22 protein-coding genes are annotated in these 23,066 nt (G+C 42.9%); 10 read left to right on the forward strand and 12 right to left on the reverse strand.

Annotated features, from left to right (window positions below; translation table 11 throughout):
• Positions 1 to 310: 310 nt before the first annotated feature.
• Positions 311 to 550 (reverse strand): indolepyruvate ferredoxin oxidoreductase subunit alpha, encoded by a 240-nt coding sequence (locus VKA52_RS00710; RefSeq protein ID WP_160912123.1) that lies wholly within the window; start codon positions 548 to 550, stop codon positions 311 to 313.
• Between the two features lie 291 nt (positions 551 to 841).
• Here VKA52_RS00710 and VKA52_RS00715 point away from each other — a divergent pair, with 291 nt between their 5' ends.
• From VKA52_RS00715 to VKA52_RS00725, 3 genes are all read left to right on the forward strand, one after another.
• Positions 842 to 1,696, forward strand: a complete 855-nt coding sequence (locus VKA52_RS00715) for a thermonuclease family protein (protein ID WP_326313848.1) — start codon at positions 842 to 844, stop codon at positions 1,694 to 1,696.
• 241 nt (positions 1,697 to 1,937) lie between these two features.
• A complete protein-coding gene (locus VKA52_RS00720) occupies positions 1,938 to 2,951 on the forward strand; it encodes a TAXI family TRAP transporter solute-binding subunit (protein ID WP_326313849.1) in 1,014 nt (337 codons plus the stop codon).
• Positions 2,952 to 3,014: 63 nt separating this feature from the next.
• Positions 3,015 to 4,985 carry a TRAP transporter permease gene (locus tag VKA52_RS00725; RefSeq protein WP_160912116.1) on the forward strand — a complete coding sequence of 657 codons (1,971 nt, stop codon included), beginning with the start codon at positions 3,015 to 3,017 and terminating at the stop codon, positions 4,983 to 4,985.
• A 15-nt stretch (positions 4,986 to 5,000) separates the two neighbouring features.
• Here the strand turns inward: VKA52_RS00725 and VKA52_RS00730 are convergent, their stop codons facing one another.
• Positions 5,001 to 5,909, reverse strand: a complete 909-nt coding sequence (locus VKA52_RS00730; protein WP_326313850.1) for an EamA family transporter — start codon at positions 5,907 to 5,909, stop codon at positions 5,001 to 5,003.
• A 537-nt stretch (positions 5,910 to 6,446) separates the two neighbouring features.
• On the opposite strand from VKA52_RS00730, the gene VKA52_RS00735 reads away from it, so the two are divergent.
• Both VKA52_RS00735 and VKA52_RS00740 read left to right on the forward strand, forming a co-directional pair.
• Positions 6,447 to 8,129, forward strand: a complete 1,683-nt coding sequence (locus VKA52_RS00735) for a serine hydrolase (RefSeq protein WP_442788793.1) — start codon at positions 6,447 to 6,449, stop codon at positions 8,127 to 8,129.
• A 268-nt stretch (positions 8,130 to 8,397) separates the two neighbouring features.
• Positions 8,398 to 8,616: a hypothetical protein gene (locus VKA52_RS00740; protein WP_326313851.1), complete on the forward strand. Its 219-nt coding sequence runs from the start codon at positions 8,398 to 8,400 to the stop codon at positions 8,614 to 8,616.
• A gap of 43 nt (positions 8,617 to 8,659) precedes the next feature.
• Here VKA52_RS00740 and VKA52_RS00745 read toward each other — a convergent pair whose 3' ends face one another.
• A complete protein-coding gene (locus VKA52_RS00745) occupies positions 8,660 to 9,139 on the reverse strand; it encodes a site-2 protease family protein (protein WP_326313852.1) in 480 nt (159 codons plus the stop codon).
• Positions 9,140 to 9,448: 309 nt separating this feature from the next.
• Here VKA52_RS00745 and rlmN point away from each other — a divergent pair, with 309 nt between their 5' ends.
• Positions 9,449 to 10,534 (forward strand): 23S rRNA (adenine(2503)-C(2))-methyltransferase RlmN, encoded by a 1,086-nt coding sequence (rlmN, locus tag VKA52_RS00750; RefSeq protein ID WP_326313853.1) that lies wholly within the window; start codon positions 9,449 to 9,451, stop codon positions 10,532 to 10,534.
• Between the two features lie 213 nt (positions 10,535 to 10,747).
• Positions 10,748 to 11,176 (forward strand): excalibur calcium-binding domain-containing protein, encoded by a 429-nt coding sequence (locus VKA52_RS00755; RefSeq protein ID WP_326313854.1) that lies wholly within the window; start codon positions 10,748 to 10,750, stop codon positions 11,174 to 11,176.
• A 252-nt stretch (positions 11,177 to 11,428) separates the two neighbouring features.
• Here VKA52_RS00755 and VKA52_RS00760 read toward each other — a convergent pair whose 3' ends face one another.
• From VKA52_RS00760 to ccmA, 3 genes are read right to left on the reverse strand one after another with little or no spacing between them, the layout of a single operon-like run.
• Entirely contained in the window at positions 11,429 to 12,088 is a 660-nt protein-coding gene (locus VKA52_RS00760; protein WP_326313855.1) for a TetR/AcrR family transcriptional regulator, read from the reverse strand.
• A 33-nt stretch (positions 12,089 to 12,121) separates the two neighbouring features.
• The gene (locus tag VKA52_RS00765; protein ID WP_326313856.1) at positions 12,122 to 13,132 is read right to left on the reverse strand and encodes an ABC transporter permease; all 1,011 of its coding nucleotides are present in this window, start codon (positions 13,130 to 13,132) and stop codon (positions 12,122 to 12,124) included.
• Positions 13,129 to 13,842: a heme ABC exporter ATP-binding protein CcmA gene (ccmA, locus tag VKA52_RS00770; protein ID WP_326313875.1), complete on the reverse strand. Its 714-nt coding sequence runs from the start codon at positions 13,840 to 13,842 to the stop codon at positions 13,129 to 13,131. Before ccmA ends, VKA52_RS00765 begins: the two co-directional genes overlap by 4 nt.
• 262 nt (positions 13,843 to 14,104) lie before the next feature.
• On the opposite strand from ccmA, the gene VKA52_RS00775 reads away from it, so the two are divergent.
• The 3 genes from VKA52_RS00775 to VKA52_RS00785 all read left to right on the forward strand — a co-directional run bounded on the left by VKA52_RS00775 (position 14,105) and on the right by VKA52_RS00785 (position 15,773).
• Positions 14,105 to 14,287, forward strand: a complete 183-nt coding sequence (locus VKA52_RS00775) for a hypothetical protein (RefSeq protein ID WP_326313857.1) — start codon at positions 14,105 to 14,107, stop codon at positions 14,285 to 14,287.
• Between the two features lie 65 nt (positions 14,288 to 14,352).
• A complete protein-coding gene (locus VKA52_RS00780) occupies positions 14,353 to 14,970 on the forward strand; it encodes a DedA family protein (RefSeq protein ID WP_326313858.1) in 618 nt (205 codons plus the stop codon).
• Positions 14,961 to 15,773: an undecaprenyl-diphosphate phosphatase gene (locus VKA52_RS00785; RefSeq protein WP_326313859.1), complete on the forward strand. Its 813-nt coding sequence runs from the start codon at positions 14,961 to 14,963 to the stop codon at positions 15,771 to 15,773. The genes VKA52_RS00780 and VKA52_RS00785 overlap by 10 nt, the downstream gene beginning before the upstream one ends.
• 26 nt (positions 15,774 to 15,799) lie before the next feature.
• Here VKA52_RS00785 and VKA52_RS00790 read toward each other — a convergent pair whose 3' ends face one another.
• The 6 genes from VKA52_RS00790 to VKA52_RS00815 form a co-directional block, all read right to left on the reverse strand.
• Positions 15,800 to 16,054, reverse strand: a complete 255-nt coding sequence (locus VKA52_RS00790) for a phage holin family protein (RefSeq protein WP_160912096.1) — start codon at positions 16,052 to 16,054, stop codon at positions 15,800 to 15,802.
• Positions 16,055 to 16,174: 120 nt separating this feature from the next.
• A complete protein-coding gene (gene ald, locus VKA52_RS00795; protein WP_326313860.1) occupies positions 16,175 to 17,308 on the reverse strand; it encodes an alanine dehydrogenase in 1,134 nt (377 codons plus the stop codon).
• Between the two features lie 21 nt (positions 17,309 to 17,329).
• A complete protein-coding gene (locus VKA52_RS00800; protein WP_326313861.1) occupies positions 17,330 to 18,670 on the reverse strand; it encodes an aspartate aminotransferase family protein in 1,341 nt (446 codons plus the stop codon).
• A gap of 274 nt (positions 18,671 to 18,944) precedes the next feature.
• Positions 18,945 to 20,531, reverse strand: a complete 1,587-nt coding sequence (locus VKA52_RS00805; protein WP_160912090.1) for a PucR family transcriptional regulator — start codon at positions 20,529 to 20,531, stop codon at positions 18,945 to 18,947.
• 729 nt (positions 20,532 to 21,260) lie between these two features.
• The gene (locus VKA52_RS00810; RefSeq protein ID WP_160912088.1) at positions 21,261 to 21,497 is read right to left on the reverse strand and encodes a hypothetical protein; all 237 of its coding nucleotides are present in this window, start codon (positions 21,495 to 21,497) and stop codon (positions 21,261 to 21,263) included.
• Positions 21,498 to 21,512: 15 nt separating this feature from the next.
• Positions 21,513 to 23,006 carry an NCS1 family transporter gene (locus VKA52_RS00815; RefSeq protein ID WP_160912086.1) on the reverse strand — a complete coding sequence of 498 codons (1,494 nt, stop codon included), beginning with the start codon at positions 23,004 to 23,006 and terminating at the stop codon, positions 21,513 to 21,515.
• Positions 23,007 to 23,066: the final 60 nt, after the last annotated feature.

Consider the following 23,066-nt stretch of genomic DNA (forward strand, 5'->3'; position numbering starts at 1 on the left):
CATCCTACTTGGGAAAGGGGTTCGTTAGCCCCTTCATCTGATGGGGTGGTTGGGAAGCTGCGAGACTCCCGTGGGAGAAAGGAGATCGGCGAGATCCCGCAGGGCGTAGCCCGAGGAAGCTCGCCACTCCCCCACAGGAAAGCGAGTAGCTTCCCAGCCACCCCTGACGCTCAACCCGGGCAACGAACCCTGGAAAGTCTCGAAGCTGCGTCTTCAACAATCCTGCCATATAGTTGAATCAGTTATTTTTAGAGATTCTATAGCACCGAATAATAGAGCAAAAAAAAAGCCCATGAGAGGGCTTTTTTCTTTATATGTTGCCGAAGAACTTTTCCGCTTTTTCCAGAAACGGCTCTTCCTCGGGCGTGAGCTCATACTCTTCAACAATCGCATCTACCGGACACACCGATACACACGCACCGCAGTCTATACAAATATCAGGGTTGATGTAGTACTGGTCTTCCCCTTTTTCAATACAATCAACAGGACAAACGTCAACGCATTCACCGGCTTGTTCGCCCTGGCACGGTTGTGTAATGACAAATGCCATATGTATCTCTCCCTATTTCCTTAATATATCTAGTTTCTCGAAAAGTAAGTGGTTTTGTCAATCTTTGTCCTACATTTTCATCATATCTCAACGGACAGGTCGAAGGATAGGAAAAAGGCACTCCTTTGTACCTTTGTCAAAGGAAGTAGAGGCTAGTAGAATAAAAACAGTTGAAAGGCCTGGGCGGTGATGAAAACGCAAGAAGTCTGATTTACGAATGTATGTTTCACTCGTCGTTTATGAATCCATCCTGTCTCAGCTCTTTTAATTGAAAAGGAAGGAGGGATATCCATGTGTTCATGGATACAGCCTTTTCGTGGTCTTATCGTTTTGTTGGTCCTCTCTATTTCCATACTTACCGGTTGTACCGACACCAAGCCTGAAGAAATCTCTGAAAGTCAAAACGAACACTCCCAAGATTCTGTAGAGGGTGCTTCCATAGAAAAAGATGATGATGCACCTACAGAAAAGGGATCTAACGCTTCCGCAGAAGAAGAAAACCTACCCGGAGATGTCGGGGGAACCGTTACGAATGTAGTAGACGGAGACACCATCGACATTATGATGAATGGCAAAGAGGAGCGTGTTCGTTTGTTACTTGTCGACACGCCCGAAACCGTTCATCCAGACAAGCCTGTCCAGCGGTTTGGACCTGAGGCAAGTGAATTTGCAAAAGAAAAGCTGTCGGGGAAAGAAGTACGTTTCGAATATGACGGACCGAAGCGCGATCATTATGAACGGCTTCTTGGTTATATTTGGGTGAATGGTGAGAATTTCAACCAGCAATTGCTAGAAAAAGGACTTGCTCGATATGCTTATGAATATGATCCACCATACGTTCATTCAGCATCTATGAAAAAAGCAGAGACGCGTGCCAAACAACAAGAGAAAGGAATTTGGAGCATCGACGGTTACGTTACGAACGAAGGATTTAGCGAAAGAGAATCCTTTAGTTCTGAGGAGTTGCCAGCCTCCTCCTATGAGGGAAATCTCCCCTATGACCCTCACGGACCAGATCGGGACTGTAGTGACTTCTCATCACAAAAAGCAGCACAAGCCTTTTATGAAGCTGCTGGAGGACCTGCTCAAGACCCCCATCGCTTAGATGGGAACGATCAGGATGGGGTTGTTTGTGAAAGTTTATAAAGGAAGCCAAAGGAGGATGCCAAATAAGGGCTTCTCTCATCTTGGTTCATTAAAAGGAGCCCTTAAGGGGAGCTCCTTTTCTTTTAATCTTTACTGGGTTTCAATTGTCTCAATTTTTGTAATATTATTGTAATTCATCCATAAACAAGGTAAAATCATGTAAATATAAGGAACTTTTTGATTTAAATGGGGTAAAAATAACCTTTTAAATCAATCTAATTTCATAATAGGGGGTCTTCAAATGAAAAAGTATTCATGGCTAATGTTCATTCTCCTCTTCACTGTAAGCCTTTTCTTGAGCGCTTGTGGTGAAAGTGGGACAAGCGGTTCCTCAGGAGATGACGGCGGAAGTGATGGTGGCGAAGAAATGACAAACCTGACAATGGGAACAGGTAGTGTCGGTGGAGTCTACTATCCGCTTGGAGGAGAAATGGCAAACCTCTTTGCAGACAATATTGATATGGAGGGTTTTGACGTTAGTTCCGTTGAATCTGGAGCTTCTGTCGAAAACATCGCCAAAATCCAATCAGGGGACTTCCAACTGGGGATTGCTCAGAATACGACCATGATCAATGCGGTTGAAGGAATGGGTGAATTTGAAGGTAAAGATGTCGGTAATGTCGGCGTCATCGGTTCCCTGTATCCTGAGGCACTACAAGTGGTCACATTGGATTCTACAGGTATTGAGTCCATTGAAGATTTAAAAGGAAAAAAAGTAGCTGTCGGACCTCCAGGCGGGGCAACTCGTGAAGCGGCTGAGATGGTTCTTTCCGCATACGGCATCGAAGAAGGAGACTATGAAGCGTTTGAAGAAGGTTTTGGAGATGCGAAGAGTAAACTTCAAAATAATACAATTGACGCCTCTTTCGCCGTTGTAGGAGTCCCTTCCTCAACGACAGATGAATTAGAAGCGGCTACAGGAGAAGTTAAGTTTCTGAACATTGAAGGCGATGCTTTAGAAGAAGTGACTTCCAATAGTCAGTACGAAGCTTATACAGTCGAACCTGGTACGTATGAGTGGCAGGAAGAGCCTGTGGAAACCATTACTGCATTAGCGCTTCTTCTTGGTTCAACAAGTCAGGTCAGTGAAGATCTAGCTTATGAAATGACGAAAACACTTTATGAAAATGCGGGTGATATGTCAATCGCTCAAGCGAAGCTGATCACGCAGGATAGTGCTTTGACAGGTGCTCAAGAACTTCCCCTTCACCCTGGATCAGAGAAATATTTCAAAGAAGCAGGCATTCTAGAATAAAGGAAGCAAGCGGAACCGGACATTGTTTTTGTCCGGTTCTTTATAACGTTGATTTAGAAAAGAATGGAGGTAAGAGGCGTGACGAAAAAAGATAACAAAGAAGTAGACAAACAGGAAATGATGAAAAAATACGACAAAGAGAGCACATTCCGTACAAACCTCGGACCCTGGGGCTGGGTGACTTTGATCCTTGGGAGTGCGCTGACTATTTTTCAGCTTTACACCGCTTACCGTGGAGCCTATGTTTCACTTATACAGGGTGCCATACACCTGGGTGCCGCTCTCTGCTTAGTCTACCTCCTCTATCCGATTAAATCTTCTTTAACGGGCAGACGAGGCATTCCATGGTATGATCTTATTTTTGCTGCCATCGCTCTTTATGCGAATTTTTATATCATTCAAAATTATGACCGTCTCATTAACGATGCGATTATCTTCGGATTCACCTATATGGATCAATTTGTTGCAACAGCCGGCATTCTTTTGTTGCTTGAAGCGACAAGGCGAGTCGTCGGCCTTCCCATTGTCATCATTGCGATTGTCGCCCTGCTCTATGGGATGTTTGGAAATTTCATTCCTATCATTGGTCACGCAGGCAATGACTGGCCTACGCTCGCAACGAAAATGTTTTTCAGTTCCAGTGCTATATTCGGTATTCCCATTCAAATATCGTCGACCTATATTTTTCTCTTCCTTTTTTTCGGAGTCATTCTCGTCAAAACGAACATTGGTCAGTTTTTCAATGATCTTGCCCTCCGCTTAACAGGAAAATATACGGGCGGAACAGCCAAAGCTGCTGTCGCAGCAAGTGGGCTTCAAGGAATGGTAAGTGGAAGCTCAGTCGCTAATACCGTGGGCTCTGGATCATTTACGATTCCGATGATGAAAAATGCAGGGTTCAAACCTCACTTCGCCGCAGCATCAGAAGCTTCTGCCTCCACCGGTGGACAGCTTATGCCGCCGATCATGGGTGCTGCCGCATTCATCATGGCGTCTTACACGGGGATCCCTTATAACGAAATCATCGTCATTGCGATTGTACCCGCTCTTTTGTATTTTTCAGGGGTCTTTTTAGGTACACACTTTGAGGCAAGAAAACAAAACATCCGCGGACTTTCAAAAGAAGAACTTCCTAAAACAAATAAGCTGGTCAAACGTCTGGACTTATTTCTTCCGCTCGTCATCATTATCGGATTCCTACTTGCCGGACGCACACCTACTTATGCCGCTTTATTTGCAATCGTCACGGCTTTTGTTATCAGCTTTTTCCGTAAAGAAACACGCATGTCCTGGAAAGGGATCATTAAATTGCTTGAAGAAGGAGCCCGTGTCGCCCTTCCCGTCATTGCTGCCTGTGCGACTGCAGGAATCATAGCAGGAACCGTAACGACTACCGGTCTCGGACCTAAAATCGCAGGAGGTATCATTGATCTTGCTCAAGGGCAGTTTTTCCTTGTCATGTTCTTTACCATGATTGCCTGTATTATTCTGGGAATGGGTCTACCTACGACAGCAAACTATGTCGTAACTGCTACAATGGCAGCGCCAGCTTTGTTAGCGTTTGATGTGCCAGTCATTGCCGTTCACATGTTTGTCTTCTATTTCGGGATCGTCGCAGATATCACTCCTCCCGTTTGTCTCGCAGCTTATGCCGGAGCGGGTATTGCCGGAGCCAATCCGATGAAAGCTGGTGTAACCGCCGTGAAACTTGCGATTGCCGCTTTTATCATTCCTTATGTGTTCGTTACCAATCCAATTTTATTGCTGCAAGGAGACGTCAACGCATTCAACTTAACCATCAGTGTCCTTACAGCCTTATTAGGCATGGCAGCCATCAGCTCTGCACTGATCGGGTATTTCGCAACAAAAGTCACGTGGATCGAACGAATAGCCCTTGTCTTTTGTGGACTCATGCTCGTGTATCCGAACCTAATCATATCTCTCATTGGTTTAGGAATTTTTGGAGCCGTTTCTGCTTTCCAATATGTAAAGAACAAAAAAGAAGATTCATCAAAACAAAAAGCTGTCGTATGATTGAAAGCCAGGCCTTTATAAGGTCTGGCTTTTTTCTGCCGATTTCCTTTTCAACCATAATCCCCCTAGCTCATTAAGGAAAATGGCAGCTATGATTAAACCCACCCCCGCCCACTGAACCAAAGATACAGATTCTGATAGGATGATCATGGCTGAAATGATGGCAACTGGAAGTTCAATAGAACTTAAGACATTGGCAAGTCTCCCAGAAATCAACGGAGCACCCTGAGCAAAAAATAATGGCGGGATGACTGCTCCTACGAAAGCCACTCCTGCACCGATGCTCCATAATTGCATATCGAATAACGGCAGTGTGGGTAGGTCTTGTACAAATACAATCAGCACAAGAACCAACGATCCAGTTACCATCAGGGCGCTTCTTACAATAGGGTCGGTCTTTGTCGCCACCTGCCCGCTGAAAAAAACAAACCCCGCATAAGAAAAGCCTGAAAGCAGCCCAAGCAGAAGCCCAGCCATTGGAAGCTCAAAGAAACCGCCTCCGACTACACCTGATGCACAAACAACCCCTAAGAGTGTGACCACCAATGAAAGAAAATTGATTGAGGTAGGGATAACTTTTGTAAAGATCCATTCGTAAATCATTCCAATCCACACGAACTGGAAAAGTAGAATGATAGCAATAGATGCTGGCAAATACTGCATAGCACCATAATAGAAGATACTGGTCAAACCAACGGATGTGCCTGTCAACATAATTTTGAACAGATCGCCTCTGCTTGTCCCTCTCCATGAAATCTTTTTAAATAGGCTGATTCCCCACAAAAATACAAAGGCAATCAACATTTGGACAATATTCAGTTCACCAAGTGTGTAGCCGAAAGAAAAACCTGTTTTCACAAAAATCGGGGTGAACCCAAAGCTGGCAGCCCCTATGAGAACCAGAGTAATCCCTTTCCCTTTCATTTGTTCCCTTCCCCCTTTATACGGCAGCCTCTACTTTCGCCCCCCATATCAACCTTCATTTCCATTAAAAAAGGCCCCTCTCTAAAAGAGCGGCCCTTTTCTATGTTTAGGAATTATACGATTCTCTTAATCAATCTTCCTATCGTACGTGGAATGAATAAGAGAATATCTACGATAGTATGGATTACCGAGCGAATCAGTTTCATTTTCATTCCTCCTTTATTTGAATATATAAATACATACCTCAGTTTTAGAAAGGTGAAACTCCCCAGCGACATTTAGGGTAAATGGACCCAAAATCAAATGAACCTCCCCATATAGGAAGAAAAGGGAGTGAAAGTCCGGAATTGTCTCTCATAGCTGATGAAAGTCTCGAAGGATTATTATTGCGTTTGATCAACGAAAGGTCCTTCCCAATCCCTTCAGCCCATGTCATTCTTACCCTTTTCGGTATAATTTACCATTTTACCATAAGTGGTATAGACAACTAGAATCCGAAACCTTATGATTGAATTATCTGAAAAAGGAGGTTTTGAATTGAAAAAGAAAAAAGTATCCCCTCTGTTAATAACGACTCTGGGAGCCACCCTGTTAATCCCGAATACGATTCTCGCAGGACCTGGTCCGAATATAGAGAAAGGAGTAAAAACAAATGTCCATACAAACTCAAGCACTGTCCATCCTGCATTTTCCTGGGATCAACCAGGGCCTTCCTCACCCATCCTGCATCCAGGATCCGTTCGAGGAGCTGGCATGAGAAAAGAGCCTTTACAAGAAATTGATCCTCTTCTACTCTCTGCTATAGAAGACAACGTGATGCCCGGAGCCGTAGCTCTTGTTGCAAGGAGAGGGCATATCGTTAAAGAAGAAGCCTACGGGTACGCGATGAAGTATGAAGACGATGAATTCACTCAGTCGGAGGACCCCGTCCCAATGACGAAAGATACCATCTTTGATCTCGCTTCCATCAGCAAAATTTTCACATCCACCGCCGCTATGATTTTATATGAACAAGACGCGTTCGAACTAAGCGACCCAGTCGCAAAGTACCTCCCTGAATTTGCCGAAAATGGTAAGGAGAGCGTAACGATTGAACAGCTTCTGACACATACCTCAGGCTTCAAACCCTGGATTCCCCTTTATAAAGTAGAAGGTGACAGAAACGACCGTTTACAACATGTCTTACAATATCCCCTCTCTAATGAGCCTGGATCAACCTATACTTACAGCGACTTAAATATGATTACATTAGGAGCTCTCGTCGAACGCCTCTCTCATATGCGATTAGATGAATTTGTAGAAAAATATATTACCACACCATTAAAAATGGAAGATACGATGTATAATCCAGATGAGAAATTAAAATCCCGTATTGCTGCAACGGAAGACCAACCATGGACGAATCGGGGGCTTGTGTGGGGAGAAGTGCATGATGAAAGCGCCTGGTCACTGGATGGTGTAGCTGGTCATGCAGGAGTTTTTTCCACGGCCAATGATTTAGCCAAACTCGCGCATATGTTTTTAAATGAAGGTACTTATGGAAACACCGAGATTCTTAAGCCTGAAACCGTTAAGCTGCTTACTGAAAATCGTATCCCCCAATTTCCAGGTGATGACCACGGGTTAGGGTGGGAACTCCAACAAGGGTGGTATATGGATGCTCTCTCGAGTCCAAGCACATATGGACATACGGGGTACACAGGAACCTCCATCGTGGTCAACCCTGCAAATGAAACAATCGCTATATTATTAACGAATCGTGTCCATCCTACAAGGGACACAGTTTCTACGAATGGGGCGCGAAGAGGGTTTGCACGAAAAGTAGCGGATGCTATTCCAATTGAAGTGGATAAAAAAGCGAATCCATGGTTTGCAGGTTACGGAGACCAAGCGAAGAAACAGCTGCTCGCAAAAGTGAATCTCAGCGGAACGGCTTCCCTTTCCTTCCGTACATGGTTTGAAATTGAAAGTGGGTATGACTTCGGTACATTAGAAGTATCAAACGATGGGAAGACCTGGACAACACTGGATCGATTTACAGGCGACAGTAATGGATGGGTCTCACAAAATGTTGAACTACCATCCGATACTACACATATCCGCTTCATCTATGAAACCGATGGAAGTGTTAACAACCGCGGCTGGTACATTGACGATCTAGAAATAAACGGAAAAGCAATAGAGGTAAAAAGTGATTCATGGAAAAAACGACCCTATTAATGATTGAAAAAATGCAGACAAGTGCCCTCCCACTTGTCTGCATTATAATTTTCAAAAGATAACCTATATCACCAACTATATAAAACGGTATGAACATTTTATTGTTTTCTTTCTCCCGGAAACGGTTAAGGATGGGTATAGCCGAAAGGAGAGTGGAACATTGACAGAGCACAACAAACTAGTTCGAGATCACATTCCTAACTTACTGAGAGATTCGGGGAAAAATATCCGTACTCGAACTCTTAATAAAAAGGAGTATGATGATTCATTGAAAAACAAATTAAAAAATGAAGTTGAAGAATATTTCCACACGGTTGAAAACGAAGAATCATTGACCAAACTTGCTGACCTTCTGGAAGTTATCCATGCCTTATCTTATACACATGGGGCCACCTTCGAAGAACTTGAACACATTCGCCAACATCGCAGAAAAGAGCGTGGAGCTTTCCACAATCGTACCATGCTTCTGGATATTGAAGACGAGTGATCATAGATAAGGGGAAAGCCTGCATGGCTTTCCCCTCTTTCTATTAATCAATCGGATCTTCAGCTTTTCCATAACGAATGACATCATAGATGGCCATGCCGTCGCTCGGCTTGCCATCCCCATTTCGATAAGGAAATAGTGAAAAGAAGATGAAGTATACAGAGAAATAGGAATACTGGTAGAAGAACAAATCAACAGGAAGAACATCCTGGGTGATCAGTACATTCAACATCAGAATGATGGCCAAATTAAAGATACTTCCAGCAAGATAGATAGACACATGCGCCCATGTCTTATTGTAGGAAAGCTTCTCATACTGACACCAGCCCTCCATAAAGTACATACGTCTCACTTCCAAAGGACCCACATGGAACAATAATTTCCCCGTACCGATACAGTAACGTATCTTCCCTCCAAATAAACGAGCGACTAGGACATGACCTGTTTCATGAACGAGTGTGACAAGAGGTAGAATCAGAAAGAAATTTATGATAAACATAGGAATATCATTCAAAGTAAACATAAGCGTTCCTCCGTTATGGTGTGAATTGAAGTTCTGAAAAAACACCTTCCCTTTATTTTAAAAAGATAACGCAATTGCAGAAAATTGCTTCCATAGCCTCAGTAAGGGGACAATGGACATCATAGGTTTTGATTTACGGTCATTGCTCATAGAACTGTTGAAGTAACCTCTTTCTCTTTACATTTCTTCACTCAGAACAATCCCTGCCTGCAAATGTTTGCAAAATTTCAACATTCCTCATCCTGTTGTTTAAGTTGCCCATTTCGAGTATGATGGGAATAGCGATTTTTTTTAAAGAGGAGCGTATTTATGAAACGATCCATTTACGGATTGACGTTTGACCAACTGACTGATTGGCTTATAGATCATGGTGAGAAAAAGTTCCGTTCCAAGCAAGTATGGGACTGGCTCTACCAAAAGCGTGTGACTGATTTTTCACAAATGAAAAACGTGAATCAATCTTGTATTGATGTTCTCAATGAACATTTTACGATTGAGACACTTTCTGAAGAAATAAAACAAGAATCAAAGGATGGTACCGTCAAGTTCCTATTCAAATTGGATGATGGTAACGTCATTGAAACTGTTCTGATGCGTTTCAACTATGGACTGTCCGTATGCGTAACCACACAGGTAGGCTGTAACATCGGGTGCTCCTTCTGTGCAAGTGGAATTCTTCGTAAGAACCGGGACCTCTCCAGTGGTGAAATTGTTGAACAGATCATGCAGGTCCAACAGCACTTGGATCAACAGGGTAACGATGAACGCGTCAGCCACATTGTGGTTATGGGAATTGGTGAACCGTTCGACAACTATGACAACTTGATTGACTTCTTGAAGGTCGTAAACGATCAAAAAGGCCTTTCCATTGGAGCACGTCATATCACCGTCTCCACAAGTGGAATTGCACCTAAAATGTATGAGTTCGCAGATGAAGGTATCCAGATTAATCTGGCCCTTTCCATTCATGCACCAAATAATGAACTGCGTACACAGATTATGAAAATCAACCGTGCCTACCCACTCGAAAAATTGATGCCGGCGATTGATTACTATCTCGAAAAAACAAACAGACGGATTACCTTCGAGTACATTCTACTCAAGGACGTCAATGACCATAAGAAAGAAGCGGAAGAGCTTGCTGACTTGTTGAAGGATAAACGTCATTTATCCTACGTCAACTTGATTCCATATAACCCGGTCGCGGACAACCCTTATGAGCGAAGTGAAAAAGAAGCGATTCTTACGTTCTATCAAACGTTGATGGACCGCGGAATTAAATGCGGGGTGCGTACGGAACATGGAACTGATATCGATGCCGCCTGCGGACAGCTGCGCAGTAAGCAGATCGAAAAAGAAAAAGCACGCAAAAAGAAAAAAATGCCAATGAACTAAAAGCATGGGGCTCAGGCCCCATGCTTTTTTTAAGCCTATATGTTTATTCAGACAGTCGCCCCTTCACATTAAGAGAACCTATTATCATTTTATATTGAATAAAATTCAACAAATACTCAAAATATGGTTTTATTTGTAAAAATATAGGCAATAGAATGATATACAAAATATCCAAGGGGTGATGGGAATCTATCAAAAAGGGGTTTTCACGTAATGAAAAGATTCTTGATTTTTTTGTTTGTTTTGACTTTGACTTTTGGCAGCGCAGGGTTCGTAAGTGCGGACAGTCATGATGGAGACAAGGACTGCAGCGATTTTGACACGACAGCAGAAGCAGAAAAATATTGGGAAGAAAATGGTTACGATGAAAACAACGATCCGGATAGACTGGACCGAGATAAAGATGGCGTCCCATGTGAAAGTTTAGGTGGCAGCTCTTCAGCTGACGACTCTGGTGATTCAGAAGCATCAGAAGATGAAGCCATGGAAGATTCTGAAGAAAACGGGACTCAGGAGGAATCCTCAGAGGAAGAAGGCGGTGAGCTCCCTGAAACTGCAACACCGTATGCTACATATGCATTACTCGGGATGGGGCTGTTTCTATTGAGTGGTGGACTGTTGTTTGTACGTAGGGAAAATTAAATGCCTTTAACCATCCCCCTAATTCAGCGGACCATTATGGTTCGCTTTTCTTTTACTGTATTTTTTTATCCTGACAATAAAAAACAAAAATCCACCTTAAGATCTTAAGATACCCAAGCAAATGGCAAGCACTCCAGAAATCAGGTAAAGTCAAGGAGCAATAATTTGAACGTGAAACAATCAACCCATTCGCTGCTGTGAAAATGAACAAAACCAGAAGAAGGTCTATCCTATTATAGGATAGACCTTTTTTCAGCTCTTTGCCAAACCGTGCATGATGAAATCGATGGTATAATCGATTTCATTTTCGTCATCCCAATTCAGATCAGGCGCAATAATAAAACGCGTAACCAAAAAACCCATGACGGTGGATATGATCATACGTATGATGGAAGTATTAGGGATTTCTACAAGCTTCCCTTTTCCTTTCAATTGGTTCAAAGCGTTTTCGAATTTCGGAAAGATTTCTTCAAGGAACACATCTTGAAACCTTTCCTGAAGCTCAGGATGAAAAGCCATTTCCTGAATCACAATTCGCAAAAGCGGAGCGTTTTCCCTGGCAAATTCAAACCGATTCTTCAACAGCGTTCTCAATAACCCTTCTAACTCCTCGGGAGGCTCTTCAAACACTTTATTGGCAAAGTGAGAAGCAAAAAATGGGAGTGTAAACTTTGTCATAAATGGTGTCACAATTGAAATCAAGAGTTCTTTCTTCGTCTTATAATGACGAAAAATCGTGCCTTCTGCAACATTCGCTCTGGCCGCAATTTCACTTGTGGAAGAAGATGCGTACCCCTTCTCAGCGAAAATCTCTACGGCTGCTTTTAATATTTGTTCCTGTTTTGGTGTTAACTTCCGATCTTCCTCTGTAGTCTGATCCAATGTCTCCACCAATTTCTTAAAATCAGTCATACAAGCAATCCTCCTAAGGCTTTCCTTGTACCATTATAAACGGCGATGCTTCTTCAATGCGAATATATTTAATGTCGTGAACAGAGCGGTAAATCCAAGCAGAATGTAAATTTCCCATTGGATATCCGCAAAAGAAGTATCACGCAGCATAATCCCTCTCATAGCTTCGGCACCATGCGTCAAAGGCATTATATCACCAATTATCTGTACCCATGTTCCAAGGCCTTCTGTCGGGAAAAGACCGGAAAAGAACACTTGAGGAACAATAATTATAGGAATGAACTGAATCATCTGAAACTCATTCTTAGCAAATGCCGAGACCAATGTACCCAGGCTTAAAGCAGCTAAAGCAAGTAATATGGTGACGATGAGCACATATAGGAAATTACCGTCCATAAAGACCCCCAGGATGTAAATGGAAAACGACGCGATGATGAGGGACTGAACAATAGTGAACAACCCAAATCCTGCGAGATAACCGAACACGATTTCAGACCGTCTGATTGGTGTAGCCAACAACCTTTCCAATGTGCCCTGTGTGCGTTCTCTTAAAAAAGAAACACCGCCTACGATAAATACGAAGAAAAAGACAAAAAAACCGATGAGGACAGGTCCTACATAATCAAACAACCCCAGATCCTCTGACCCATGGTAATACTCTACGTCCACCATGTTTTGCTGATCCTCCCGTAGGGATTGCAATTCTTTTTGTATGGCGCCTGCAGCATTTGGGTTACTTCCCTCAAGAAGCAGTGATATTTCCTTATTCTCAAAATATAATACCGCGTCCAATGTCCCTTCTTCCAGCTTTTCTTCTGCTTTAGAAGAAGACAGCGTTTCAATATCAAGAGTGTCAGACGACAATTGTTCAAGCATGGTTTCTGGAACGTCTACGGCTCCTAGTTCCAGTTTGGAATCATCATGATCCAGGACCATCCACATAAGTGACAAAACAAGGAGTGGTGCCACCACCATAAGGGCAACGCTTCTTTTATCTCGTCTAAACTGGAGAAGGATTCTTTTCATTACATGGAAGATATTCATTTTGTTTCACCTCCATAATGCAGAAACACTTCTTCCATAGATGTTACATTCACCTTTTCCTTTAATTTCTGCGGAGTATCAAGGGCAATGACTTTACCACTTTTAATCAGAGCCAGACGATCACACTTTTCCGCCTCGTCCATGACATGCGTGGTTACGATAATCGTCACTCCTTTTTCCTTTAACTCATAGAGTTCTTCCCAAATGGAACGTCGCAGAACAGGATCTATTCCGACAGTGGGCTCATCAAGAATGATCAGTTCAGGTTCATGAACAAGAGCTGCCGCTAAGGACAACCGCCTTTTCATACCTCCGGAAAATGTTTCGACGGGTTGATCTTTGAAAGAGGACAAGTCAACCATTTCTAGTACATCTCTGATTCTTTCCTTACTTCTCTTTCTGGATAGGTTATAAATGGAGGCGAAAAAATCAAGATTCTCCCATGCTGTCAATTCTTGATATAAAGCATCCGATTGCGCCATGAATCCATAATTCTTCATCTGCGCAAGATGACGTAATGCTGTCCCTTTAAGTGAAATGGTTCCTTCTGTAGGTTTTAATATTCCTGCTATCAACTTGACTAGTGTAGTCTTCCCTGCTCCCGAAGGGCCCAGTAACCCAAAAATTTCTCCGCTTTGAATGGAAAGATTCACCTTGTCAATAATGGTGTTTTTACTATAACGATGGATGACATTTTGCATTTCAACCATGGAATTCAATTCGACCCCTCCTGTGTGAGTGATTACTCACTTCAATTATACACAGATGCACTTGGATGTAAAGATGATTGATACAATTCCTGGCATTTACTCTTCAGAAAGCATCTGTTTCAACGAAGGAAAGTACTTTTTAAAACGGTTTATTCTGTTCAATCAAAATTAAATATTATATATCTATCCGCATTTTCAACTGCTATAATATTCTCAATCATGAAGGGAATATGCGTTCGCAAATAATGAAAGGGGTATAACGATGAAACAAAATGATGATCGCCAGACCCTGTACTATCTGTTTTCAGGAATAACGCTCGCGTCATTTTTTGGTGTCATTTTTTTGGCAGGATGGCTGTCAGGTGCTGACTGGGACACCTATTCCATTGAATTCAGTTGGAGTATGTTGAATACTGATGCACTTAAAGATATATTCACAAATTGATTTCAGGTTCTATTTTGTGAGCTTGTCCGATACAATACATCGATCATCTTTTGGAGGAGAAGTTCATGGAAGAATGGATCATTTGGATGATGGAACAGTTCGGGTATCTGGGGGTTTACGCATTGATGGCGATCGAAAACCTCTTTCCACCTATTCCATCAGAAGTTATTCTGCCACTCAGTGGGTTCATGTCAGTTAGGACGGATTTAACGGTGACGGCTGTCGTCATTTATGCGACTTCAGGTTCTTTGACCGGTTCTCTTCTTTTATATGGAATCGGGATGTCCATCAGTAAACACAAACTGGAAGAATGGGTGGATCGTTACGGAAAATATCTGCGACTCACGAAAAAAGATGTAAACAAAACATTCCAATGGTTTGAGAATTATGGATATTGGGCAGTCTTTTTCTGCCGTATGCTTCCACTTGTCAGAAGTTTTATTTCGTTCCCTGCTGGAATGGCACGTTTCTCCCTAATCCCTTTTCTTTTCCTTACCTTTTCGGGCAGTTTGATTTGGAATACAGCTCTAATCTACACTGGGGTCGTTCTTGAAGATTCGTGGCGTGATATTATGCACTATATGAAGGTGTACTCCATATGGACGTATGGCATCATCACTGCAGTCGCTTTCCTTACCATTTGGTGGATGCGTAAAGGAAAAGGTGTCCGTTTATGGAGATGATAGAGTTTATTAAAGTCATCATCCTTGGAATGGTGGAAGGTTTGACAGAGTTTGCGCCCGTCTCGTCAACGGGGCATATGATTCTGGTTGATGAAATGTGGCTGAAGACAGACTTGTTTCTAGGTGACTATGTTGCAAATACATTTAAAGTGTTCATCCAGCTGGGATCTATTTTTGCCGTCGTGGTCATTTTTCGTGCTCGATTCAAAAAACTTTTCACCTCCTCAAAGCAACGTAAAAACGGTCATTTATCATGGTCCCATATCATTTTAGGCCTCCTTCCTGCTGCAATTTTAGGTTTCCTTTTCGAAGGGTTCATTGATGAACATTTATTCAGTATCGAAACCGTTTTAGTTGGATTGGGGGCTGGTTCTGTGTTCATGATTGCTGCTGATCTGCACCAACCAAAGGAAGGGAAAGAAACTGTCGATCAAATCAGTTATACCCAAGCTTTCACCATTGGAATTGTTCAATGTTTCTCCCTGTGGCCTGGCTTCTCACGATCTGGTGCTACGATATCAGCAGGTGTGTTAATGGGATTGAGCCATAAAGCTGCAGCAGATTTCACCTTCATCATGGCTGTGCCAATCATGCTCGGAGCAAGTGTGCTTTCCATTTTTAATAACCTTGCCTATTTCCAATGGTCAGCTGTTCCTTATTTTTTAATCGGCTTCCTGAGCGCTTTTCTTTTTGCTCTCTTATCTATTCGTTTCTTTCTAAAAATGATCAACCATGTAAAATTAACCCCATTCGCAATCTACCGTTTTCTATTAATTGTTGTGATCTGTTTTCTATATTTTTAAGACAAAAAGGACTGAGCTACAAGTACTCAGTCCTTTTTCCCATCTTCATTTTTCTCTAAAAAATACTTAACTCCTGCCACGGTTCCGATGCCAAGCAATGCATACTTCAATCCTTCCACCGTTGCTGAAGGAGAGATGCCCTGCTGCCAATAGGAAAAAGCAACTCCCAGGACAACAGCTATGATGGGGATGTACCGGTTTGGCACGCGTTTAGTCTGCCTCACTGCATATAACAACACAGCAAGTCCCGCATATGGGGTGAAGTCAATCATGAAATCCATGGGATGATCTCCTTTAATATAGAATAAGGGCTTATTCCATGTTATTCATGATAAGAAGATTGAAGTACTTTCTGCAAAAAAAATAACGTCCCGCCTAACATTTTGGCGAGACGCTATTCTTCATGAAACAAATGACTTCGGTCCAAGTGCTTTCTCCACTTCCATATAGTCCAGCCCATGAGCTTCTGCCACTTCACGATAAGTTACACTTCCATTGACAACATTGACTCCTTTCAGTAAGGCGCCGTTTTCCATGCATGCTTTTTGAAACCCTTTGTTCGCGATCTGGATAGCATAAGGAACCGTGACATTCGTCAGTGCGAGGGTTGATGTTTGCGGAACAGCTCCTGGCATATTACCAACTGCATAATGGACAACTCCATGTTTCACATAAATTGGATCATCATGAGTCGTGACGTGATCAACCGTTTCGACAATCCCCCCCTGGTCCACAGCAACATCTACAATCACACTTCCCCGACTCATCGACTTCACCATATCCTCTGTCACAAGTTTTGGCGCTTTTGCCCCTGGAATCAAGACAGCTCCGATCACTAAATCGGATTCTCTGACAGCTTCACTCAAGTTCAAAGGGTTCGACATAAGTGTGTTGATCGAAGATCCGAATATATCATCCAGCTGCCTTAGCCGGTCTGGGCTTAGATCGATCATCGTCACGTCTGCCCCCAGCCCGATCGCAATTTTTGCAGCGTTTGTCCCTACAACTCCGCCACCAATAATGGTTACTTTCCCTCGTTTCACCCCGGGAACACCGCCAAGAAGAATGCCTTTTCCACCATGGGTACGCTCTAAATACTGTGCACCTTTTTGAGTGGCCATCCTTCCAGCCACTTCACTCATCGGTGTGAGCAAGGGGAGGAATCCATTTTCAGACTGAACGGTCTCATAAGCAATAGCGACCACTTTTTTCTCTGCCAATGCCTTTGTCAATTCTTCATCGGCAGCAAGGTGCAAATACGTAAACAAAATCAATCCCTCATAAAAATATCGGTACTCTTCTGCAAGCGGCTCTTTGACCTTCAGGACCATTTGCTTACTCCATGCTTCTGCCGCTGTACCTACAATTTTCACTCCAACTTCTTCATAGTGCTGATTAGAAAAACCAGAACGCTCCCCAGCATTGGACTCCAGAAAAACTTCGTGCCCTTCGCTGATTAAGTTAACCGCACCAGCTGGAGTGATTGCTACGCGGTTTTCATTATTTTTAATTTCTTTCGGTATCCCTATCTGCATGTTAGGAACCTCCCATCAAGGTCATATCGAATGAATCGCTTCTACCACGTTATCAAGCAAATAAGTCAAATCCTCTTCTTCAATAGATAATGGAGGAGATAGAGTTATAACATTGTTGAATCCAGCCACTGTCATCCCATTTTTCCCAATCAGAATACCCTTATTTTTACAATAAGCGATGATTTGATTCACTTTCTCCACGGCCAGTGGTTCCTTCGTTTCTTTGCTCTCCACCATCTCAATTCCAATGAGCAAGCCCTTCCCTCTCACATTACCCACATGGTTATGGTTCTGAAGACGGTTGTGCAAATCATTGATTGCAGATTCTCCCAAATCGCGCGAACGCTCAAACAAGTTTTCTCTTTCCATTATTTCAATATTTTTAAGTGCAACGGCGCACGCTGCCGGGTGACCACCGAAGGTATTAATGTGACGGAAAAAGTCATACGTATCATCTCCACAAAATGCTTCATACACTTCCCGTTTGACGGCCGTTGCTGAAAGAGGAAGATAGGCACTCGTAATTCCTTTCGCCATCGTAATGATATCGGGCTTCACCCCATAGTTCATAAAACCGAACGGCTTACCTGTACGGCCGAACCCACAAATCACTTCATCCACAATCATGAGGGCCCCATGTTTTTCACAAATGGATTGAACCTCTTTCATATACTGTTCCGGTGGGACAATCACTCCACCCCCAGTTATGATCGGCTCCATAATCACCCCGGCAATCGATTCACTATATTCCCATGTCATCACATCATCAATTTCCTTTGCTCCCCACCGATCTTTTTCACTATGATCATTCCGATATTCATCAGGTGGAGACACGTGTAGAAAACCGGGTCCAAGAGGCTCATATTTGTACTTCCGCTGTGCTTGACCCGTTGCTGCTAACGCACTAGTGGAGTTTCCATGATAAGCTCGATACCTTGAAATGAATTTCGTGCGGTAATGGTCTCCTTTTTGCTGATGATACTGACGAACCATTTTAAATGCAGCTTCATTTGCTTCCGATCCACTGTTTGAGAAGAAGACAACATAATCATCCCCCAGCAGCTGATTGATTTTTTCTCCCAACTGAATCGCTGCTTCATGACTTTGTGTAAGTGGCATATAAGAAAGATCCTTGATCTGTTCGTAAGCTGCTTTCGCAAGTTCTTCTCGTCCATATCCTACGTTCACACACCATAAGCCTGACATGGCATCTAAGAACCGGATCCCGTCTATATCAGTGATCCAGGAACCTTTTGCACTTTTTGCTACCATTGTTGCATCAGGATTATAAGGTTTCATGGAGTGCCATACATATTTCTCGTCTTTTGAAAGCATTTCGCTTTTCACATCAGCTTTAGTCAACGGAGATTCCTCCTCAATGTTCTTTTGTTAGAATTATCTTAATTATCTAACATCTGAGATGCACTTTCATTAGACATAGTGTCAAACAGTCAACTCCCCACTTTCACATAATGACAAGAGAACTTATTGTTGAAGACTCAGTTTCGAGACACTTATAAGGTAAAGGGGCGGAGGGAAACGGTGAGACAGTCTTCAACTAGAGGAAGCCTTAGTAGGAAAAGAGGGGTGAAAAAACACTTATTCAGAAGAAAAGAATAAGTGTTAAGGGTGGTGGTTAGGTTACGGCTCTTTGATATTCATGAGCGAGAAGTGCAAATTCGATGACCTGCCTTTTTTCACATTCCATAAAGTCAGGTCCCAGCAGTTTTTCTAACTTCTCAAGGCGATGATATAACGTTTGACGCACTACAAATACTTTGGAAGCGGTTTCTTTTTTAGATCCATTGCACGCCAAATAGACCCTTAATGTCTCAAGGAGGTTCGTGTTATTCTTTTCATCATACTTGATAATCGGTTCTAAGTACTCCTCCACCAATCCATCGAGGTTACTGTGCTGATGGACAAGGGAAATCAATCTGTACATGTGTAAGTCATCATAAAAGAATTTGGACTGACTTTCCGGAAGCTTCTCCTGTAAAGTTAAAGTCTCCTGGGCGGTTTGAAAGCTTTCATGAAGCTTGGAAAGTTCTTTGACGTATTTCCCCCCGGCAATTTGAAAAGATGAGATACTAGAGTCATTCAATAGACTAATCTTCTGCAGCCTTACAACCCCGCGTCTGATCCTTTCCTTCCAATCTTCTGCTTCTTTTCTATTCAACAGAATAAAAGTGAGCTGATGTCTCTTCTCCACCGGAAAAACATAATAGCCGTTTTGATCAAAGATATTGTGAATGAGCATATTCATATATGTCACATCAGGGTTCGATTTCTGTCTATCCACCATATTTAACTTAATGGTTAGAACAATGGCTCCTTTAACGGTTTTATCCAATTTGTACACAGCGAGCCGATCACGAATCTCCTCTTCCTCATGCTCTCCCTGCAACCATTCCGTCAGCCATTCCGTTTCTTTTGCTTTTCTTTTTTCTTCAGTATAAAGTTCCCTTAACAAGTATTGTGCAAGCGCAGTCCCCGTCCTATCTAATAATAAAGATTCGAATTCACCGAACTCTCTACGGTTGGACAATAAGTAAATATTCGCAAATTCCCGATCGAATACTTGCACTGGTTGTTTTAAAACCCTTCTCGATCCGATGTCAGGCTTGCTCAGCTCCATCAATACTTGCTCGCGTTCTTTCTCTCTCAAGGTCGGGATCGTAACGACCGTATGATCTTTGGCAATATAGACGAGTTGGCAATTCACATATTGCTGCAAGTTTTTTAGAATCTCAAAGTAATTATCAATGGATAATAATCGTTTGTTCAGACGCTGCGAATAATCTTCTAAATTCGTGATAAACTCATATTGCTGATTGATGAGATCCGCATGAATATCCTGGGTGATTTCCACAAAAGAAACCTCTTCCCGGAATAAGATGATCGGAAAATCGTTGGCTTCGGCAAAATCGATTGCTTCCTGGCTTATGTAATCAACGAAACTCCCGATTTCGATACAAATTCCGGCTACTTCTTTTTCTATCAATTGTTTTAATAAGTGGAGAAAAAGCTCATCATCATCCTTCCAACCAAATCCTGTTGAAAGGACAAGCTCTCCACCTTTCAGGTTCTTTCTCACTTCGATCATCTCATAAACGTGAACCCATTTGACCAGCCGGTCGATGCCCTTATGACCAGCAATAACTTCAGCAGAAGCGAAATGGTCCCTTTTCAGGATGTTTTCAATCGACATGTGTTCGTTCATTGAATGACCCCTCTTTTAAAGTACAACAATTTTTCAGAAAAATCTAATAGATTGTGAGATTTTCTTACAAAAAAGTTTAATAGTCCTAGTGAATCTAACACGTGCCTGATCTTCAACAAACTGGCAGGATGGTGGAAGATTCATTTTCGAGACTTTCCAGGGTTCGTTGCCCGGGTTGAGCCTCAGGGGTGGCTGGGAAGCTACTTGCTTTCCTGTGGGGGAGCCCCGAGCTCCTTTCTCCCACGGAAGTCTTTCAGCTTCCCAACCACCCCATTCGGTGAAGGGGCTAACGAACCCTTATACCAAGTAGGAAGGTCTCCCACTATCCTACTTGGTATAGGTGAAAAACGCTTTGTATCAAGCTTTCAGGGTTCAAGTAACTCGGATTGGGAGTATGATCCTTATGGTCTCTTCACACAGAATAGCTGATTATTCAGGAAGTGGTTTCGAGACACTGATATAGCAAAGGGGCGGAGGGGGATGGCGAGACTCCTACCTTAAGTGTGCAGGCGCCGGAACCGGATAACTAGGAGGAAAAAAGTGCTTGGTGAGACCCCACTGGACGCAGTCCGAGGAGGCTCACCGCGCTCCCGCGGAAAGCGAGTCATCCCCCGCAGCCCCATCCACTCAACAAAAGTCTCGAAGCCGAGCCTTCCACAATCTGGAGCTTATACGGAAGATGTAGATGAAATAGAAAAAGAGGATTGGCAGGGAGCCAATCCTCTTTTTCTATTTAACACTTTGTTTTTTCTGTTGCTGAACGAGAATGGTAGAGAAATACTTCCTCGTATCCGGGTGGAGGATGTGCAGCCGTTCTTTCTCACTTTTATCAGATTCGTTTCCTTTATATTGAAACTCGACGAATGCCCCACTTAAATTTTCAGTGACTCCACTAATGACATAGCCCTGCTCCAATAAAAAGTCGATCTTTTCGCGTTCTGCTTCAAACTCGCGATGGTCAGACATTTGAATTCCTCCTTGTTATGCATCCATTTTTTGTGTGGATCCTTCTGTTCCTGTCTTACGCCCCAGCTTTTCTTCTACGAATTTCTCACCGATTACCCAGTCACGACCGACGGTTATGCCAAGGTATTCGTCGTCGCTTGGGTTATCGATTTCTGCCTGGGGATGCTTTTTGAAATACCAATGCTTGGCTAATAAGTAATAACACAGGGCACCTACGCCAAATCCGACGAAGAAAGAATATGTGGAGAAAGTGTACGCAAAAGCACTTCCAATGACCCATGAAATGATACCGGCCCAGTTGACACCTCCATCGTAACGGAATTGCCCCCCTTGTTTATACAAATCATAGACGTTCATTCTTCGTTTTCTCAATAAATAATAATCGGCAAAAATGATGCCTACGATAACAGAGAGAATGGCTGCGGCTATTAATAATACCGGAATCAATAAATTGAAAATACTCCAGGGCTGAATGACTGTTCCTACAAGACCAGCAATGAAAACGCCGGCCCAGAATGGCAGCTTCGGTCCACCGACATTTGAAAAGATGGTAGCCGCAGGTACGATGTTTGCTGATACGTTTGTCGACCACTGGGCAAGAACGATCATTAACAGAAGGATACCTAAGACAAGTCCACTGGCTGATTCCTGTAAAGCGACGACAGGGTCAAAGTTGGAGACAGCAATGTAGGAGACGGCACCTAGAACCACGATGAATGTTTGTGTCAAAGGCAGGGCTACAAGGCTTCCTACGAGAGCCCCTTTGTTTCTTTTCACCCAGTTACGTTCCAGTTTCGGTGCTTTTATAAAACGGGAGATGGAAGCTATATCAGCGGCGAGTGTTGACCAATAGCCCATATTCCCAACAACGACGACCACAAAAGCTGTAAAAGCTGCTCCTCCGGTTACAGGGCTTTCCACCCAGCTCCATATGTCTTTTCCCTGTTCAGAAGCTGTTCCTGCAAGAGTAAAATACATCCATACTCCAATCAAAATGATGATCGGGGCAGCGAGGTCGGCGAACTTTTCTACCGCTTTGATTCCTAATGCCGTGTTGAATAATTGGAATAAAGCAAAAAGAATATAACAAACAAACCAATTATCAAAACCGAATAAAATGTTTAAAATTCCATTGATAGCTGTTGAACCGAAGAACGTATTAATCCCGAACCACATGGATGCAGCCACTCCACGAACGATAGATGGAAAATGGGTACCTATCGTCCCAAAAGGGGCTCTCATGTAAACAGGGAAAGATATCCCGTGTTCAATACCAATATCAGCCGTTACTGAAATGGCAAGACCGATTAAAATCGTTCCCAACAATGTACCAAGCACGACCCAGATCAAAGATATTTCCTGTACACCTGCTCCGCCTATAGCAAAAGCTGCCAGTACAACAGCCATCCCGACCCACATAAACGAAAAACCAAGAGTGCTGATTTTTTTCTCGTTGTGAGGAATGGGCATTAAATCAGGGGACATTAAATGATTTGTCTTTTTGTCCATGTTTTGGACTCCTCCTACCTATACCTGTTTTTTAAAAGGCTGCCTGGCTTTCATTGAAGC

This window comes from Halobacillus sp. HZG1, from assembly GCF_035818575.1.
Classification (GTDB): Bacteria; Bacillota; Bacilli; order Bacillales; family Halobacillaceae; genus Halobacillus; species Halobacillus litoralis.